Origin of the sequence: Synechococcus sp. PCC 6717 (genome assembly GCF_022698185.1) — a bacterium.
Taxonomy (GTDB): Bacteria; Cyanobacteriota; Cyanobacteriia; order Thermosynechococcales; family Thermosynechococcaceae; genus Thermosynechococcus; species Thermosynechococcus lividus.
Genome location: NZ_JAKLTV010000005.1, coordinates 60,045 through 76,045 on the forward strand (window position 1 = coordinate 60,045; position 16,001 = coordinate 76,045).

Below are 16,001 nucleotides of genomic sequence, written 5' to 3' on the forward strand. Positions count from 1 at the left end.
TTCTGCCCGCTGAAAATCTGTATCGCGTTATACATTTACTTGGGCTGCMAAAACCGCCTATCCTAGGGAAGGCAACCTTGTCACTCGTTAAGGTGGCGTTTTCTCTTGTGGGAGTGGGGCAGTCGGCCAATGGATAGGATATGGGAGCTAGATTTTTATTCCCGACCTGTAGTGGATGAAAACAACAAAAAAATTTGGGAATTGCTCATTTGCGATCGCCAGTTACAGTTTCAGTTCAGCAAAACCTGTTCAGGAGCCGAAGCCAATGCCCGCTGGTTACAGGCTGCCCTTGGGGAAGCATTAGGGGAATGGCGGCAGCAGTTTGGCCTAGCCGCCGACACTCAGCCCGATCGCGTACGGTTTTTTCGCCGTGCCATGAGCGCTATCATTACGCGTGGGGGCACAGCTGCTGGGTTAGGGATGCTGGCCAGTCGGCGCACCTTTGCCCTCTACCACTGGTTGCGAGAGCGCCACGCCCACGTTTATCCCAGCTTAGCCAACTATCAGGCAGAGCTTGCCGAGGCTCTGCAATTGTTGCCCCCTGCCCCCGAACCGTTACCCCCCGCCCTCATGGGCGATCGCTGGCAGGTCACCGCCTTGCCTTGGCAGGAGCTAGCAACAGCCCATGAATGGCAACTGCCCTTTGGGGATATTCCGCCCTTACCCTTTTTACAGTTAGCGCCAGACACGATTATTCCGGGGGTCATCATTTACTCACAGCGCGCCCTACCTCTGGCGGGTTGGCTCTCAGGGCTAGAACCGGCCTACCTTTCCCTTGAATCTGAGCCACAACCGCTGCTGATTCTCGACAGTGGTGCCAGCGATCGCTGGGTGTTAGCTCGCTTGCGAACCGAGGCACTGCGAGGGGAAATCACAGCCTTTATGGAGGCATGCAAGGCCAGCAGGGGGCTACACTTCATTGCCGTGCAGGAGAGACCCCAGCAAGAGCAGTTACAAGGGTTTTGGTTACTTCAACAGTTGAGTGTGGTTTGAGGGGCAATTCCCTTAGTCCCTCAGCACAACCTTAGGTTGAAGGCGATCGCCGATGCTGATGCCAAGCCCCAAACAGGCTTGAGTAGCGGCACAGGTGACCCCCATCAGGGTATTCTCAGGTTGGTGCCAGTCCCCTAGTACCCCTCGCCCATGGTACCAATCTGTCACTTGCCCAGCCTCCAGCGCCACCCACGGCAAATGTGCTAAAACCCTTTGGGGCGACAGCAGCGGTAAATCGGTTACGGTGATCTGGTCTAAGGCTACGCTCTGCTCAATGGGCAAGCCGCCACTTTCAACCCGCCGCAAGGCGCAGAGGGTGCCCCCCACCCCCAGARCACCCCCCAGATCCCGGGCAAGGGCGCGAATATAGGTGCCACTGCCACAGGTAATGCGCAAGGTCACTTCTGGTTGATCCCCCGGCTGCCACATCAACAGATCAATGGCGTTAATCTCAACCGTTCGCAGGGGCGCATTGACCACCTCACCCGCGCGGGCACGGGCATAGAGCCGCTGTCCTGAAACTTGGATGGCGCTATAGGCGGGGGGGCGTTGCTCAATAGTGCCAATAAACTGAGGAAGGATGGCTTCAATGGCTGCCACGGTTAACTGCTGCGCCGTCGTAGAAGTCAGCACGGTGCCGGTAATGTCATCGGTGGTTGTGGTCAGGCCAAAGCGAATGGTGCCAACATAAACCTTTGTCTGTGGCAGATACGGCAGCAGCCGCGTAGCCGCTCCGATGGCGATCGGCAGCACCCCGGTTGCCATCGGATCTAAGGTACCCCCATGACCAATACGTTTGTAGTGCAGTTGCCGCCGCAGTTGGGCAATGCAGTCGTGGGAGGTGTAGTTTGCCGGTTTATCCAGATTCAAAAAGCCCAGCATTAGGGAGTAGAAGCTGTTTGCGGATTTAGGGGTAAGCCACTCACAAACCGCTGCAGTGCGGCAATAGCGCGGTTGTAGTCAATAGTTGAGCTAAGGAGGTTGCTTTGCGCCTGAATCAAGGACGTTTCGGCATTACTTACCTCCGCTTGGGTGCCAATCCCCGCCTGAAACCGCAGCCGCGCTAACCGTAAGCCTTCCGTTGCTTGGCGCACCGCCACTTCATTGGTGCGGATGTTCTCTTGGCTAGACTTCAAGGTGTAGTAGGCTTGCTCTACTTGAAAGCGAATCAGGTTCTTAAACGCTGCGTACTGGGCTTCAGCGATCGCCGCTGAACTTTCTTGCTGCGCCGCACTGGCACGGGAGACGCCGCCATCAAACAGCGTCCAATTCATTTGGCCACCGACGGTATAGCCCCAGCGGGGAGCAAGGGAATCACTCAGGTCATCGGTGGTATTAAAGCTGCCCCCGGCCACCAGTTGGGGGCCTAGGTTCCCCAAGGCCACGCGCCGCTGTTGCAAGGCAGTATTGCGCTGGGCAAGCTGTTGCTCCAGTTCAACCCGATTGCGGAAGGCAAGGGTAATACTCTCTTCGAGGGAAAGTTTCCATTCCCCCACCACTTGAATGGGGTCTGCGGCCTGCACAGTCACCTTATCATTCAGGCTCAGGGTTTGCGCCAGTTGCCGCTGTGCTGTTTGTAGCTGGCTTTGGGCTTGCACCAACTGCTGTTGGTTGTTGGCCAATTGCACTTCGGCAGTTAACACATCAAAGAGTGTACCTAGACCGGCTCGTTCGCGCGCCACCGCATCCCGCAAACTAATTTGCGAGTTTTGGACAGCGGCTTGGCCAATGCGCACCAGTGCTTCTGCCTGCTGAATATTGTAGTAGTCGTTGGCCACATCTTGGCGCAGTTGCTCAAATTGGCGTTGCAGATCCAGTTCGGCATTGCGCACCTGTTCCCGCGCTGCTTGAATGCTGCCGGAGCGCTGCCCCGCTGTAAAGATGTTGTAGCCTAACTGAACCGTATTGGTCCAGGTGTTACTGGTGGTGTTTAAGGGCACAGGTGGTATCCCCAGACCACCGCCCTTGATAAATGCCTGCTGTGCTTGGGCATTTTGCAGACGAATGGCCGCCGAATCGGTACGGCTAATATTTGTTTGGAACGACAGGGTAGGATACAAGGCTGATTCAGCTTGGCGCAATACTGCCCGGCTCTGTTGCAGTTGAGCCTCAATAATTTGTAACTGCCGATTATTGCGGCGTGCCAATTCAATCGCCTCGGTGAGGGTAATGGGGCGATCGACATCAATAGTGACCTGCTCAGGCCGGCTGGGTAAGTAGAGGGGATCAGGATTGGGATTGAGGGGGATGAGATCTGCAGCGGTTGTCCTTGGTTGGGCGATCGCCCCCGGAATGGCCATCAGTAACAGCCCGCTCAAGTGACCCAGAAGCCAAAGACTCTTTTGCCACATCACTTGGTTGTCCATACGCACTCCTCCCACCGATAACACTCCTGCTACGGCTTAGCTGCGCCTAATTTGACATCCTCCCTGTCCTCTAGAGGACGGGGATTCCCAAGTCTCACGACGTAGGTTCCTGCTTCATTGCAACTGCCGCCACCCTTATTACGTTAGCGCTCCGCGCCGCCAAGGCGAACCCTCCACAGGCGGATAGCGTGTGTCCCACGGCCAAACTGCCGCCGTTGCGCTTCTTGTTGAACTGTGGGTATCCCGCTCGTCCCGCAAAGCAGTTGGTGAAGGCGGTTTGCAGATGCCTGAATCTTTGTTGCAAGGGAGCGCTGCTAACTTCATTCAAAAACTGGAAGTCATCCTGTTTTTTCCACTCCGTCAGCATGGCAGAGGGTTGGACGTATTCAACTCGCTCTTGCGGTTCATCCCATGCGTCAGTTCGCGCTGTCACCGCTCGGTTGTACACCAGTCGGACACAGTCAAACATTTTCCTCAGCAAGCTTTCTTGCTCAGGGGTTGGATAGAAACGATAGCTGTAAGCCTTTTCCATGCGTTAAATTATAACTTGTAAGTTTGCATTTGGCAGTCTGGGACTGCTGCTCCTATCCCTCCCCGCCCTACAGACAAACCGGGGTATCTCGGAGGTTTAAGATAAAAGGCTGGGGCAAGTGATGGGGCAATTTAGAATAGGGGCAGATTAAACGCGCTCACCCTAGAAATGCTCCTGCCGCTGCGTTAACGCCATGACCCAGACCCATAACCGCCAAAGCGCCACCATTTTGCTGGTAGATGATGACCCCAACTTAGTCTTGCTAGTGAAAGACTACTTGGAAATGCAGGGCTACGCAGTACTCACCGCCGCCCACGGTCGTGAAGCCCTAGACCAATTGCAACAGCATACGCCTGATCTGATTATTTGTGATGTGATGATGCCGCAGATGGATGGTTATAGCTTTGTCAGTACAATGCGACAGCATCAGCATTTACACTGGTTACCGGTATTGTTTCTTTCCGCTAAGGGGCAAACCCACGATCGCATCAAGGGGCTACAAACAGGAGGCGATGTGTATCTTGTCAAACCCTTTGAACCCGATGAACTGCTCGCCCAAGTGCAAGCCTTACTGAAGCAAACCGCACGGTTGCGAGAGCAGCAGCGCACCTCCCCCACAGCGCCGACACCGCCCCCGGGGGTTGAGCTAACCCCCACGGAAACCCGCATCTTGCAGTACGTGGCGCGGGGGTTGGCTAACCGCGAAATTGCCGCGGAACTGCATGTCAGTCAGCGCACCGTAGAAAGCCACGTGAGTAATATGCTAGGGAAAACAGGACTTCACAACCGTACAGAGCTGGCTCGCTGGGCCATGGATCATCACTATGCCTAGTTTGACACTCCCTTCGCGTTCAGCAGGAGAGCTACCCATGACTCTGCTACCATCCATGCGTCCTAGCTTGCTACCCATGGGGGAGAAAGCGATCTCCCCTCCTTTCAACGGTAAAATGACGGGACACTGCAACTTTGGAGGCTGTTAGCCATTGATTATTGTGATCGACAACTATGATAGCTTCACCTACAACTTGGTTCAATACTTGGGGGAGCTAGCTACGGAGTTTGCCGTTGCTGCTGATCTCCGTGTTTTTCGCAATGACAAGATCACCCTTGCCGATATTGAGACCCTAGCCCCAGACGGCATCGTCATTTCTCCGGGACCCGGGCGGCCAGCAGATGCTGGTATTTCCGAAGCAGTGATTCGCGCCTACGCGCCTAAGTGTCCTATTTTAGGGGTGTGCTTAGGGCATCAAGCGATTGGCGAGGTGTTTGGTGGCACTATTACATTGGCACCAACTCTGATGCACGGTAAAACTTCCGACATCTATCATGCTGGGGTAGGAGTCTTTGAAGGTTTGGCTCAACCATTTACTGCCACTCGTTACCACAGTTTGGTCATTGACCGGGAGACTTGTCCCGATGTCTTAGAAATTACGGCATGGACGGCAGATAACCTGATTATGGGGGTTCGCCATCGGCAGTATCCCACCCTTGAAGGGGTACAGTTCCATCCTGAAAGTATCTTGACCCGCTGCGGCAAAGACTTGCTTAGGAACTTTTTGGCAACAGTTGCCCGTCAGCGGCCTTAACTAGCCTCGCGGCATAAGCCAATTTTTCTCTATACTTAGCTGGGAATGCACTGTGGGGAGACCTATGGAACGGCGACAGTTTTTGCGTTGGGCGCAGGTAGGGGCGATCGCCAGTTTAGGAGGACATTGGGCGGCTCACGCGCAAGGAGCAGGACTGTCACTACAATGGCTGGGGCACACTTGCTTTCTGTTTAGCGGCAGTGGCCAGCGGATTCTTGTGAATCCCTTTCGTCCCATGGGATGTACCAAAGGGTTACGCCCCCCCCGCGTTGCCGCAGATATTGTTATGATTAGCAGCCGCCTACTGGATGAGGGGTACATTGAAGGGCTGCCGGGTCGCCCGAAGCTGCTGTTTCAACCGGGTAACTACAAAGTCAATGGCCTGACAATTCAGGGAATTCGGACAAATCACGATCGCGTGGGTGGCTTTCGCTTTGGGGTGAATGTTGTGTGGCGGTGGCAGCAGGGGGGGGTCAACATTCTCCACATGGGGGGRATTGCCATGCCCCTCAGCATTGAGCAAAAAATTCTCATGGGCCGACCCGATGTGATGATTGTGCCTGTGGGGGGCACTGACAAAGCCTATACTGCGGCAGAGGCCAAAGCTGCCATTGAGTTATTGCAACCCCGTTTAGTTATTCCGTCCCACTTTCGCACCGCCGCCTCTGATCCGAACAATTGCGATCTAACGGGCTTAGATGACTTTTTAGCGGTCATGGAAGGTACCCCTGTGCGGCGAAGTGGCAGTAGCTCACTTGTGGTCTCAGCGGCGAATTTACCACAAACAACAACGATTCAAATCCTCAGCTTGTAATACGTGTAGTAAGACCGTTGGAATCTCGGTGACGTTAGGCTAGGGAGTATGTCAAACTATAGGAATGTCCTCCGTCGCAAATTGTGCCATGAGTAATGCCTACAAGCCACAGCAAGCCTCTGACAAAAATTTAGAAGCCGTGCGCAAATTTGCGGAAACCTATGCCCAACGAACAGGAACCTACTTTTGCGCTGATCTGGGAACCACTGCGGTTGTTTTAGAAGGTTTAGCCAAACACAAAGACGATTATGGCTCGCCTCTGTGCCCCTGCCGACACTACGAAGATAAGGAAGCGGAAGTGGCGGCAGCCTACTGGAACTGCCCCTGTGTACCCATGCGAGAACGGCGCGAATGCCACTGTTTACTGTTTTTGACACCAGATAATCCGTTTGTGGGCACCCAGCAAACAATTACCTTTGAACAAATTCGCGAGGAAACAAACCGTTTTACGGTGTCCTAGGGCTGAGGGGGCGGGTAAATGCGGGAGCGCACGTCGTGACAGTACTGCTGCAGCGCAGCGATCGCCTGCGTACCAAGGTCAGCGTACACCGGCGCAAAGGGCGGCGCTTGAGGGGTCAACCCCAGCACATCGGCAGTGACCAACACTTGCCCATCGCAGTGAGGCCCTGCACCAATGCCAATGGTGGGAATCTCTAGTTTGGCAGTAATGCGTTGGGCGAGCTCACTGGGAATATGCTCAAGAATTAAGGCAAAGGCACCCGCCTGAGCTAGGGCGATCGCGTCGGCAAGAATTGCCTCTGCTGCCTGCTCAGTTTTTCCCTGCTGCCGCAGCCCGCCCAACTGATGCACCCGCTGGGGCAGTAATCCAACATGACCCAAAACTGGAATCCCCGCTTCCACAAGCCGTTGAGTGGCTGCACAGACCACTGGTGAGGCACCCTCCATCTTCACCGCTTGCACCTCCGCTTCCTTTACCAGTTGTCCCGCCGATCGCAGCGCCTGTTCCGGGCTTTCGTGATAACTCAAAAAAGGCAGATCGCACACCACAAAGCTAGCAGTTMCCCCCCGCCGCACCGCCCGCGCATGGTGAATCATCTGCTCTAGGGTGACCGGTAACGTGGTGCTGTAACCCAAGGCCACCATCCCTAGGGAATCCCCTACCAAAATTACATCAACCCCTGCTGCATCGAGCAGCCGCGCCCAAAGATAATCCCATGCTGTCAGCATCGTAATGGGATCACCGTGCTGTTTTTTTTGCTGGAGTTGGGGTAGGGTAACGGGGCGACGCGCCATGGGCAAGGGAAATAAGACCGTACCCCCTATAGTGCAAGGGATTGGCAGCAGCGTCAATTAGGGGGCGCGCTTAGAGGCGATCGCGCAGTTGGTTAACCATGGCTTGCGCCGAAGCCTCATCCTCAAACATGCCTAACTGAATCTTCGTTTCAGCACCATCACCCACTAAGAACGCATCCGGCAAAATCTCCTGAACTTTGGCTAAGTCCGCCGGCTCGGTATAGGGGGCAAGCACATAGTAACGGCCATTACTCGCGTGCTCAATAAATACCTTGGAGGGGGTAGATTCCACCACTGGCGATGGGGACGATAGGGCTGGACTAGGTTCAGGGGAGGACGCTGGCTCCAGTTGCGCAAGGGTACTGCGGTTAACATCAGGAAACTCGCGGGCGGCCATGTTTGGGCCAGAGGGGGGAGCAGACGGGCTGGTGTCCGCTGGTACCTCGTTCACCACCACGGTAGGAGTCTCCTGCCGTGCCAACCACAAAAGGGTGCCGCCACCGAGTCCCGCAAGCACCCCAATAACGATCAGCCAACGTTGAAAATGGTGCGACCTGTTGCGATCCTGCTGCTGAAACCACGGACGGTTATTCTGACGAGCGTGCTTGAGGAGTTCGCGGGTAGAGGCAAAGGGGCGTTTGGTCTGCTGCTGCGGTGGGGGAGCAACGGCTTCAGGGGCACTGCTGGTGTAGGACTGGGGMAATAGTCCCGCCAGTTCTGCTGGGTCAAAGTCGATAAACTCGTCCGTATCGCTCTGGGCGGCCGTGGCGTCAGACTGCAGGCTCAGAGAAGATGGCAGCTCAACAGGGGCAGGGGCTGCTGCAGGAGCGATGGGGGTGGTGACGACAGGAGCAGGGGTGTCTAGAGGCTCAGACACGGTAAGCCCCGGACTGCTTGGCTGAGGAGTTTCGAGAGGACGGTGAGACTRAACAAGCCGATGGCAGCGAAATTGAGTGAGTTCTGCTTCTAAACTAAGATTTAGGGAGGCCAAGGCAGCTTGCAAACGGTTGCGATCAAGGGTCGGGGTAGTCATAGCGGTGGATCCTGCAAATTGGCTCTCGGGTGCTAGCAACATTCCCTTGCCTTAACGGCAAAGTACAGCAATTTATGCACCAAACTGTGCAGGTTGATAGGAGTGATCTCTCTGCCCCAACTCAGTATTTGCATTCCGGCCTATAACCGCCCCGATGGGCTGCGCACTGCTGTTACCTCCATCCTGAGTGCCCTGACTCCAGCTCAGACCGCGGCGATTGAACTCGTGATTACGGATGATTCAACCCTTGCCACGCCACAGGTCGAGTGTCTTCTCCATGGTTGGCAGGGGGCATGGCAATATCACAAAAATCCGCAACGTTTGGGGATGGTTGCCAATTGGAATCAGAGTTTGGCCTATGCGCGGGGCGAGTTTGTGCTGTTACTGCACGATGATGATTATCTGCTACCGCAGGGGATACCCCATCTTCTGCATACGCTGAACTGCTACGGTTCGCGGTATGATGTGTTCCTGTTTGGGGTGCATCTTGTGGATGGGCAGGGGCACTGTTTGCGCAAACAAATTCCGCCTCGGGCACGGTGGCTCCCACCCGCCACTGCGGTACGGCAACTTTTATCGCACTCCTCCTTTGTCCGCTTTCCTGCCTTGGTGTGGCGGCGATCGCTCCTAGCGCGGGTGGGGGAATTTAGCCACACCTACGGTGAAGCTACAGATATTTATCAATGGCTCCGCTTCTTTGCTACTGCGGGAGTCTATACGGTTCCTCTGGCCACTGCAGCCTATACAATTCACGATCAAGCCCTGAGCATGGGGATGTTTCAGCCCCAGACCCTCGGTCACCTCAGTGCTATCTTTCAGGAAGCCCGCCAGCTTAACCTTCTGCCCCCTAGGGTACTGCATCACGCCCAGCGGGATTTCCTACACCAGTTTATTTTGGCTGGCACATGGCGGTTTTTACGGCGACGACAGTGGCAGCAGGCCGCCGCTGTGTACCGCCTGTTGGAAGCACCCGAAGTTACTGGGCGATCGCCCCGCTGGGCCGTGACCCGCTTCCTGTTTGGGGTGGCATTGCGTCTGCTGCGGGTAGATCAGGCATAAGCTAGATAGGGCAATTGGGCTGCCACTTGGTGAATCTGGGTGAGGTTAGCAAGCAGTTGGCCGCAGGCATCCCATTGGCCAGAGAGCAGCATTTGGCGGGTACTGTCGGGCATACTCACCTCTAGGGTCAAGTCCGCACCACTGAGCGTCAGAGTCTCAAGGTTCAACACCAATTCTGTACTCGGTGCCGTCTCTAGCAGCGTTTGTAGCCGTTGAATTGCCTCGGGTGCGGCGGTGACGCAGGGCACTCCCATCGCTAAGCAGTTACCGGCAAAAATTTCGGCAAAGCTTTCGCCAATCAAGGCTTGAATTCCCCAGCGGGCGATCGCTTGGGGGGCGTGTTCGCGACTTGAGCCACAGCCAAAATTGGCATTCACCACCAGCAGACGTGCCCCTTGATACTGGGGGGCATCGAAGGGGTGCTGTCCATTGGCAGCGTGGCGATCGTCAGCAAAGACGTGGGCACCTAACCCATCAAAGGTGACACAGCGGAGAAAGCGTGCCGGAATGATGCGATCGGTATCAATGTCGTTGCCGCGCAGGGGCAAGCCACGGCCTGTAATACGCTGGATGTTACTCATAGGGGTTAGTTCACCAGTTGCAGGGCTACTAAAAGCCCCCAGCTTTAACTGGGGGTAGGTTACTAAATAGTAAACTAGCTAGCGCTGAGTTTTGGATGTCAATACACGCAGTTGCTAAGGGACGTTCAAGGTCAGGCATGAGTGAGGCATGGTTTGCAGGGGTCATTGGCCAGCCGACAGCCGTAGAGTTGCTGAGCTATGGGTTGCAGCGCCAGCGGTTGGCTCCGGCCTATCTATTCGTGGGGGCTGAAGGGGTGGGCCGCGCCCTCACAGCCCGCCACTTTCTACAGATCCTTTTGGGGCAGCAGCCGTCGGCGATCGCCTCCCTGACCAACCATCCTGATGTGCTCTGGGTTGAGCCCACCTACAGCCACCAAGGGACGCTTTACACCCGCGCCCAATTGATGGCGGCGGGTAAAGATATTCCCCGGGGCACCGCCCAGATTCGTCTTKAGCAAATACGTCATCTCAGTCGGGTGCTGAGTCAACCCCCCATGCAAGCCCCGCGATCGCTAGTGGTCATTGAACAGGCGCAAACCCTCAACGAAGCGGCTGCCAATGCCTTGCTGAAAACCCTCGAAGAGCCGGGTCGGGCAACCCTGATTCTGATTACCCCGAGTGAAGCCTCTGTGCTCAATACCATCGTCTCGCGCTGCCAAAAAATTCCCTTTMCCCCCTTGCGCCGCACTGACTTAGAAACCGTTCTGCAGCGGGTGGCTCCCGCCAGTTTTTGGCAAGAGGTGACCCCAGAACTATGGCACCTTGGCGCTGGTTCCCCGGGAGCCGTGCTACACGCATGGCAGACGTGGCAGCAGATCCCCGAAGCCTTCCGCACCCTAGGGCACCAACTGACCTGTCCCATGCCGCTGCGTCAATGTCTTGAGCTGGCTCGTGACCTGAGCCAAATGCTTGAGGTGGAACGCCAAGTGTGGCTGCTGAGTCTGATGCAGCAGCAGTGTTGGCGCGTTTACTCGCAACAGGGTAACTGGGCGGCGGCGATGAGCGCTCTGCGGCATCTCGAGCAGGCACAGCAGTATTTGCAGCAGTACGTCCAACCGCGCTTAGTGTGGGAAGTCCTGCTGATGCAGCTCAGGGCACTGTGATAGGCTGGGGTCAAAAATGTGCAGTGTCGGGGGGAATATTTTAATGATTGGGCAACGGCTGACGGGGGCGATCGCAGTGGGGGTTCTCCTTGGCGGGTGTCAGTCGGCAATGAACCGCTTAGATGCGCCTGCGGTGGCACGGCCAGAGAGGGAGGGGGTGGCGGTTGATGTGGCAGTTGCGCAGTTGGGGCAATTAGAGAGCGACACCACTCTAACTGGAACTACCCATCCCTACCGTGAGGTTATGGTGCGCTCCCAAGTTGAAGGCCAAGTGGTTCGCCTTGGCGTTGACGTGGGCGATCGCGTCAGGGCGGGGCAAGTGTTGGCAGAGGTGGATCCGATTGTCCTCAAAACCGCTGTTTTTGAAGCCGAAGCAGAGTTGGCTGCCCGTCGCAATGAGGTCATTCAAGCCCAAGCGGCTGTCAACAGTGCTCGCACGGCCGTCGAAGAAGCGCGACTCATCCTGCAACAGGCAGAAAGTGATGCCCAACGCCTTGAAACCCTCCGCCAAGATGGGGCGGTCTCTGCCCAAGCGGCAGAACAAGCACGCACAACCGCCCAAACCGCACGGCAGGTGTTGCGCTCTCGCCAAGCGGAAGTGGTCACCGCACAGCAAGGGGTAGCCGTCGCACAAGGGCGAGTCCAAGCTCAGGCGGCCTTTGTTCAACAAGCTCGGGCGCGCCTCAGCTATGCCCTGATGAAATCGCCCCTCAATGGCGTTGTCTTAGAACGGCTCACAGAAGTCGGTAACCTGCTGCAACCGGGGGGAGAGGTACTGCGTTTAGGGGATCTCAAGCAGTTGAAAGTGGTTGTCGAGGTTTCAGAGCAGGAACTGGGGCGGCTTGCCCTAGGCCAAAAGGCTACCTTGACCTTTGATGCGGTTCCCAATCGCACCTACAACGGTCGTATTAGCCGTATTTCCCCAGCGGCTGATGCACGGCTGACCCCTGTGGAAATTCTGATCGATAATGGCGATGAACGCCTTGGCAGTGGCTTGTTGGCTCGGGTGACCCTTGGCTCGGTCAATCCCCCACGGCTATTGATTCCCCAGTCAGCCTTAGCAGGGGCAGAGGAGGGGCGACTGTCCGCACGACAAGGCACCGTTTTTGTGGTTATGGGCGATCGCGCCGTTGAGCGGGATGTCCGGCTGGGACAGCGGCGACAGGGAACCGTAGAAATTCTAGAGGGGCTAGAGGTTGGCGATCGCTACGTGGTGCGATCAAGTCGCCCGCTTCAAGACGGGGATAAAATTCGACCCAGTATTCTGTCCCAACGCTAGGAAAAGGACATCGCAGGATCGCTAAGGTGCGATGCCGATCCCAGCGGGGCATTAAGCCAACAGTGATGGCTCTTGTTCAGGCAGAATTGTGCAATTAGACTGGGCATAGCTCATGCACAGCAGAACATACCTTGCCTCTATCTGCTCATCGTCAAGGAACGATTGAGCAGTGCCCCAGTGACGCTGCCCAAACGGACATTGACCCCATCGCTAGACTAAGATAGCGAAAGCATTGTTTCAGCACAGGCATGGGACTCATTGTACAAAAGTACGGCGGCACCTCCGTCGGTAGTGTAGAGCGTATCCAAGCCGTAGCACAGCGGGTGCAGGCAACGGTGGCAGCGGGGCATCAGGTGGTGGTGGTGGTCTCCGCGATGGGCAAAACCACCGACAGTCTTGTGGAACTGGCGCGAGCTATTACCCCCCACCCCAGTCAGCGGGAAATGGATATGCTGCTGTCAACGGGCGAGCAGGTCTCGATTGCCCTATTGACCATGGCGCTCCATGCCCTTGGGGAAGCGGCGATTTCGTTGACGGGGGCACAGGTGGGGATTGTCACTGAACCCGCCCATACCCGTGCCCGCATTCTGCACATCGAAACCCAACGCCTTGAGCGGCACCTCAAGGATGGCCAAGTAGTTGTGGTGGCAGGTTTTCAGGGGATTACTGCCGATGCAGATTTTGAGGTCACGACCCTTGGTCGCGGTGGCTCTGACACGTCGGCTGTGGCCTTGGCGGCTGCCCTGCGGGCGGATTGTTGCGAGATTTATACCGATGTGCCGGGCATTTTAACCACCGATCCACGGCTGGTACCCACTGCCCAACTGATGGCCGAAATTACCTGCGATGAGATGCTGGAGTTGGCGAGCCTAGGGGCAAAGGTGTTGCATCCACGGGCGGTGGAAATTGCCCGCAATTACGGCGTTGATCTGGTTGTGCGCTCCAGTTGGAGTGACGATCCGGGAACACGGGTCGTTGCACCCCGGCGATCGCCCCGTCCAGTTGAAAACCTAGAACTAGGCAAGCCGGTGGATGGGGTGGCCTTGGATACGGATCAAGCCAAAGTGGCGCTGCTACGGGTGGCGGATCGCCCCGGGGTGGCCGCCCAGCTCTTTGGTGAGTTGGCCCGCCAAAACCTTGATGTGGACTTGATTATTCAATCGATCCACGAAGGGCAAACCAACGATATTGCCTTTACCGTACAAAAGGCAGCACTCAACCAAGCAGAGGCCGTGGCCACGGCCTTTTATCCACGGTTGAACCCCCACCAAGTGGTGCAGGAAACGGATGTCCTTGTGGATCGCGATATTGCCAAAGTCAGTATTACCGGCGCAGGGATGATTGGTCGCCCTGGGGTGGCCGCGCAAATGTTTTCGGCTTTAGCCGCTGCTGGCATTAACCTCCAGATGATTTCCACATCGGAAGTGAATGTGAGTTGCACGGTGGCAGCAGCAGATGCGGGGCGTGCCATTGCGGTGCTGACTCAAACCTTTGGCGTGGAGGCTGACTCTGCCTGCCCCCAACAGACGACGGCAGCACCGCCGGTACGGGGGGTTGCCCTTGACGCAAAGCAGGCGCGGCTGGCGATTCGCGATGTGCCCGATCGCCCTGGGATGGCAGCAGCTATCTTTCAGAGCCTTGCGGATGCGGGGATTAGTGTGGACATGATCATTCAATCCCAGCGATCGCGATCCCTCGCAGGGGTGATGAGTCGGGATATTGCCTTTACGGTGGCAGCAGCAGATGCCGATCGCGCCGAAGCCTTACTCCAAGACCTGCAACCCAAGCTAGGCTACACCGAGGTGTTAGTGGATCGGGCGATCGCCAAGGTCAGCATTGTCGGCGTGGGGATGATTCACCGTCCGGGCATTGCCGCCCAAATGTTTGCGGCGCTTGCCCAAGAAAACATCAACATTCAGATGATTGCCACCTCAGAAATTCGAGTCAGTTGTGTCGTGGCGGCCACCGATGGCGTTCGCGCCCTGCAAGCGGTTCACAGTGCCTTTGGCCTCGATGGCGACACACCGATCCCCATTCCCAATGTCGGCAAGTAGTCCACCCCGCTGGTGCATTGCCCTCATCCTAGCCTTGGGGGTGCTGGCGGTTTCTACGGCAGCGGTGCTAGTGCGCTGGGGCACCCAAGGGCTGAGCACTGACTCCTTTGGCACCACCGTGGGCTTTAGTATGTTGCTGGCGGCGGGACGGCTGTCCTTGGCCGCTATTTTTCTGTCCCCACAACTGTTTTACTGGCCGTGGCCCGACCTGAGCGATCGCAACCTGCGCTACGCATTGCTGGCGGGGGGTGCGTTGGCGGCTCATTTTAGCCTTTGGTTTACCTCCCTCAGTTACACGTCAGTGGCGGCCTCCACTACCCTAGTCACCACAACCCCCATCTGGTCAGCACTCATCAGTTACGTTTGGTTGCAGCAAACCCTAAAACCCCGGACGATGCTAGGCATGGGGATAGCCTTGATGGGCAGTGCCCTGATTGGCTGGGGCGAACCCACCAGTGCTGCCGCAAGCCACCCCCTGCTGGGGAATGCGTTAGCATTAGCGGCAGCTTGGGCGGTCAGCCTATACTTCCTGTGGAGCCAGCGTGCCCAAGCGACTGGGCTGCACATCCACCGTTACGCATTGATTGCCTATTCCACTGCGGCGATTCTCTTACTGCCCATGCCACTGCTGCTAGGGGTCCCCTACACGGGTTGGCCCGGCACACTGTATCTGGCTATCGTCCTGCTGGCACTCATTCCGCAGCTAGTTGGCCACACCAGCTTGAATTGGGGGGTGCGGTGGCTGTCTCCCACGTGGGTTACGCTTCTTGTGCTGGCAGAACCCGTCGCCGCCAGCTTATTTGCGTTGCTCTTATTTGGGGAGGTACCGGCGCTATCGGTGGTTGTCGGTGGCGCAATTGTCCTGATGGGGCTAACCATCTCCCTATGGCCTTATCAGAGGATAGGGTCTGGGAGCAATTCCTAGGGGGGCTTGGGCGATCGCCGCCGTTGCTTGAGGGTATCGAGGGCATCGCCCAAGGCAGTAATCAGACTTTGGCGGGTGCGGGCATGATGTTGACGCTCCTGCTCCAGCGCCAAATGTAACCGCTGATTTTCTAGCAAGGCCTCAATTAATTGCTGCTGTAGATCCGTGATCGAGGTTTGCGCCCGTACCCTAGCCTCAATGCGAGCCACCTCATCCGCCCAATCAGACGATTCTGGCAGATCAACCGCTGGTGATGGCTCTGGCGCTGCCGCAGTTGGCATAGCGTTTTGCAGCTCATTGGCTCGCGCCTGCGCCTTTTGCAGTTGCTCTTGGAGGCGTTGAAGCTGATCCTGAAAATCTGCCACAGTGAATATAAGGCACAGCATGATCTAGGGCTATTGTGATACGAGTATCCTCAGAAA

17 protein-coding genes are annotated in these 16,001 nt (G+C 56.5%); 10 read left to right on the forward strand and 7 right to left on the reverse strand.

The genetic code is table 11. The features are described 5' to 3' along the window. The first annotated feature begins 129 nt into the window (after window positions 1-129). Window positions 130-993, forward strand: coding sequence for a Tab2/Atab2 family RNA-binding protein (locus L5470_RS05535; RefSeq protein ID WP_499498689.1), 864 nt, complete (start codon window positions 130-132; stop codon window positions 991-993). A 12-nt stretch (window positions 994-1,005) separates the two neighbouring features. Here the strand turns inward: L5470_RS05535 and truB are convergent, their stop codons facing one another. From truB to L5470_RS05550, 3 genes are all read right to left on the reverse strand, one after another. After that, window positions 1,006-1,875 carry a tRNA pseudouridine(55) synthase TruB gene (gene truB, locus L5470_RS05540; RefSeq protein ID WP_499498691.1) on the reverse strand — a complete coding sequence of 290 codons (870 nt, stop codon included), beginning with the start codon at window positions 1,873-1,875 and terminating at the stop codon, window positions 1,006-1,008. Further along, window positions 1,875-3,359: a TolC family protein gene (locus L5470_RS05545; protein WP_499498693.1), complete on the reverse strand. Its 1,485-nt coding sequence runs from the start codon at window positions 3,357-3,359 to the stop codon at window positions 1,875-1,877. Before L5470_RS05545 ends, truB begins: the two co-directional genes overlap by 1 nt. A 94-nt stretch (window positions 3,360-3,453) precedes the next feature. After that, on the reverse strand, window positions 3,454-3,891 hold the full coding sequence (locus L5470_RS05550; RefSeq protein WP_227517599.1) for a helix-turn-helix domain-containing protein: 438 nt from the start codon (window positions 3,889-3,891) through the stop codon (window positions 3,454-3,456). A gap of 193 nt (window positions 3,892-4,084) precedes the next feature. On the opposite strand from L5470_RS05550, the gene L5470_RS05555 reads away from it, so the two are divergent. The 4 genes from L5470_RS05555 (at window position 4,085) to L5470_RS05570 (ending at window position 6,751) form a co-directional block, all read left to right on the forward strand. Next, window positions 4,085-4,723: a response regulator transcription factor gene (locus tag L5470_RS05555; RefSeq protein ID WP_099798605.1), complete on the forward strand. Its 639-nt coding sequence runs from the start codon at window positions 4,085-4,087 to the stop codon at window positions 4,721-4,723. A gap of 151 nt (window positions 4,724-4,874) precedes the next feature. Next, the gene (locus L5470_RS05560) at window positions 4,875-5,477 is read left to right on the forward strand and encodes an anthranilate synthase component II (RefSeq protein ID WP_099798604.1); all 603 of its coding nucleotides are present in this window, start codon (window positions 4,875-4,877) and stop codon (window positions 5,475-5,477) included. Window positions 5,478-5,541: 64 nt separating this feature from the next. Continuing rightward, a complete protein-coding gene (locus L5470_RS05565; protein WP_499498696.1) occupies window positions 5,542-6,291 on the forward strand; it encodes an MBL fold metallo-hydrolase in 750 nt (249 codons plus the stop codon). 88 nt (window positions 6,292-6,379) lie between these two features. Beyond that, window positions 6,380-6,751, forward strand: coding sequence for a ferredoxin-thioredoxin reductase catalytic domain-containing protein (locus L5470_RS05570; protein WP_099798602.1), 372 nt, complete (start codon window positions 6,380-6,382; stop codon window positions 6,749-6,751). Here the strand turns inward: L5470_RS05570 and panB are convergent. Both panB and L5470_RS05580 read right to left on the reverse strand, forming a co-directional pair. Next, window positions 6,748-7,545, reverse strand: a complete 798-nt coding sequence (gene panB / locus L5470_RS05575; RefSeq protein ID WP_499498699.1) for a 3-methyl-2-oxobutanoate hydroxymethyltransferase — start codon at window positions 7,543-7,545, stop codon at window positions 6,748-6,750. The two genes, L5470_RS05570 and panB, sit on opposite strands and share 4 nt — an antisense overlap. 70 nt (window positions 7,546-7,615) lie before the next feature. Then, complete coding sequence (locus L5470_RS05580) at window positions 7,616-8,578, reverse strand: hypothetical protein (RefSeq protein ID WP_499498701.1); 963 nt, start codon at window positions 8,576-8,578, stop codon at window positions 7,616-7,618. 102 nt (window positions 8,579-8,680) lie between these two features. On the opposite strand from L5470_RS05580, the gene L5470_RS05585 reads away from it, so the two are divergent. After that, complete coding sequence (locus L5470_RS05585) at window positions 8,681-9,637, forward strand: glycosyltransferase family 2 protein (RefSeq protein WP_099798600.1); 957 nt, start codon at window positions 8,681-8,683, stop codon at window positions 9,635-9,637. On the opposite strand, the gene leuD is transcribed toward L5470_RS05585, so the two are convergent. Continuing rightward, a complete protein-coding gene (gene leuD / locus L5470_RS05590; RefSeq protein WP_499498703.1) occupies window positions 9,628-10,218 on the reverse strand; it encodes a 3-isopropylmalate dehydratase small subunit in 591 nt (196 codons plus the stop codon). The genes L5470_RS05585 and leuD overlap by 10 nt on opposite strands. Window positions 10,219-10,355: 137 nt before the next feature. On the opposite strand from leuD, the gene L5470_RS05595 reads away from it, so the two are divergent. The 4 genes from L5470_RS05595 to L5470_RS05610 all read left to right on the forward strand — a co-directional run bounded on the left by L5470_RS05595 (window position 10,356) and on the right by L5470_RS05610 (window position 15,579). Continuing rightward, window positions 10,356-11,321, forward strand: coding sequence for a DNA polymerase III delta subunit-related protein (locus L5470_RS05595; RefSeq protein ID WP_499498705.1), 966 nt, complete (start codon window positions 10,356-10,358; stop codon window positions 11,319-11,321). A gap of 43 nt (window positions 11,322-11,364) precedes the next feature. Beyond that, on the forward strand, window positions 11,365-12,600 hold the full coding sequence (locus L5470_RS05600) for an efflux RND transporter periplasmic adaptor subunit (protein ID WP_499498707.1): 1,236 nt from the start codon (window positions 11,365-11,367) through the stop codon (window positions 12,598-12,600). 248 nt (window positions 12,601-12,848) lie between these two features. Continuing rightward, on the forward strand, window positions 12,849-14,654 hold the full coding sequence (locus tag L5470_RS05605; protein ID WP_499498709.1) for an aspartate kinase: 1,806 nt from the start codon (window positions 12,849-12,851) through the stop codon (window positions 14,652-14,654). Further along, complete coding sequence (locus L5470_RS05610) at window positions 14,641-15,579, forward strand: DMT family transporter (protein WP_499498711.1); 939 nt, start codon at window positions 14,641-14,643, stop codon at window positions 15,577-15,579. Before L5470_RS05605 ends, L5470_RS05610 begins: the two co-directional genes overlap by 14 nt. Here L5470_RS05610 and L5470_RS05615 read toward each other — a convergent pair. Further along, window positions 15,576-15,944 (reverse strand): hypothetical protein, encoded by a 369-nt coding sequence (locus L5470_RS05615; RefSeq protein WP_499498713.1) that lies wholly within the window; start codon window positions 15,942-15,944, stop codon window positions 15,576-15,578. The two genes, L5470_RS05610 and L5470_RS05615, sit on opposite strands and share 4 nt — an antisense overlap. Window positions 15,945-16,001: the final 57 nt, after the last annotated feature.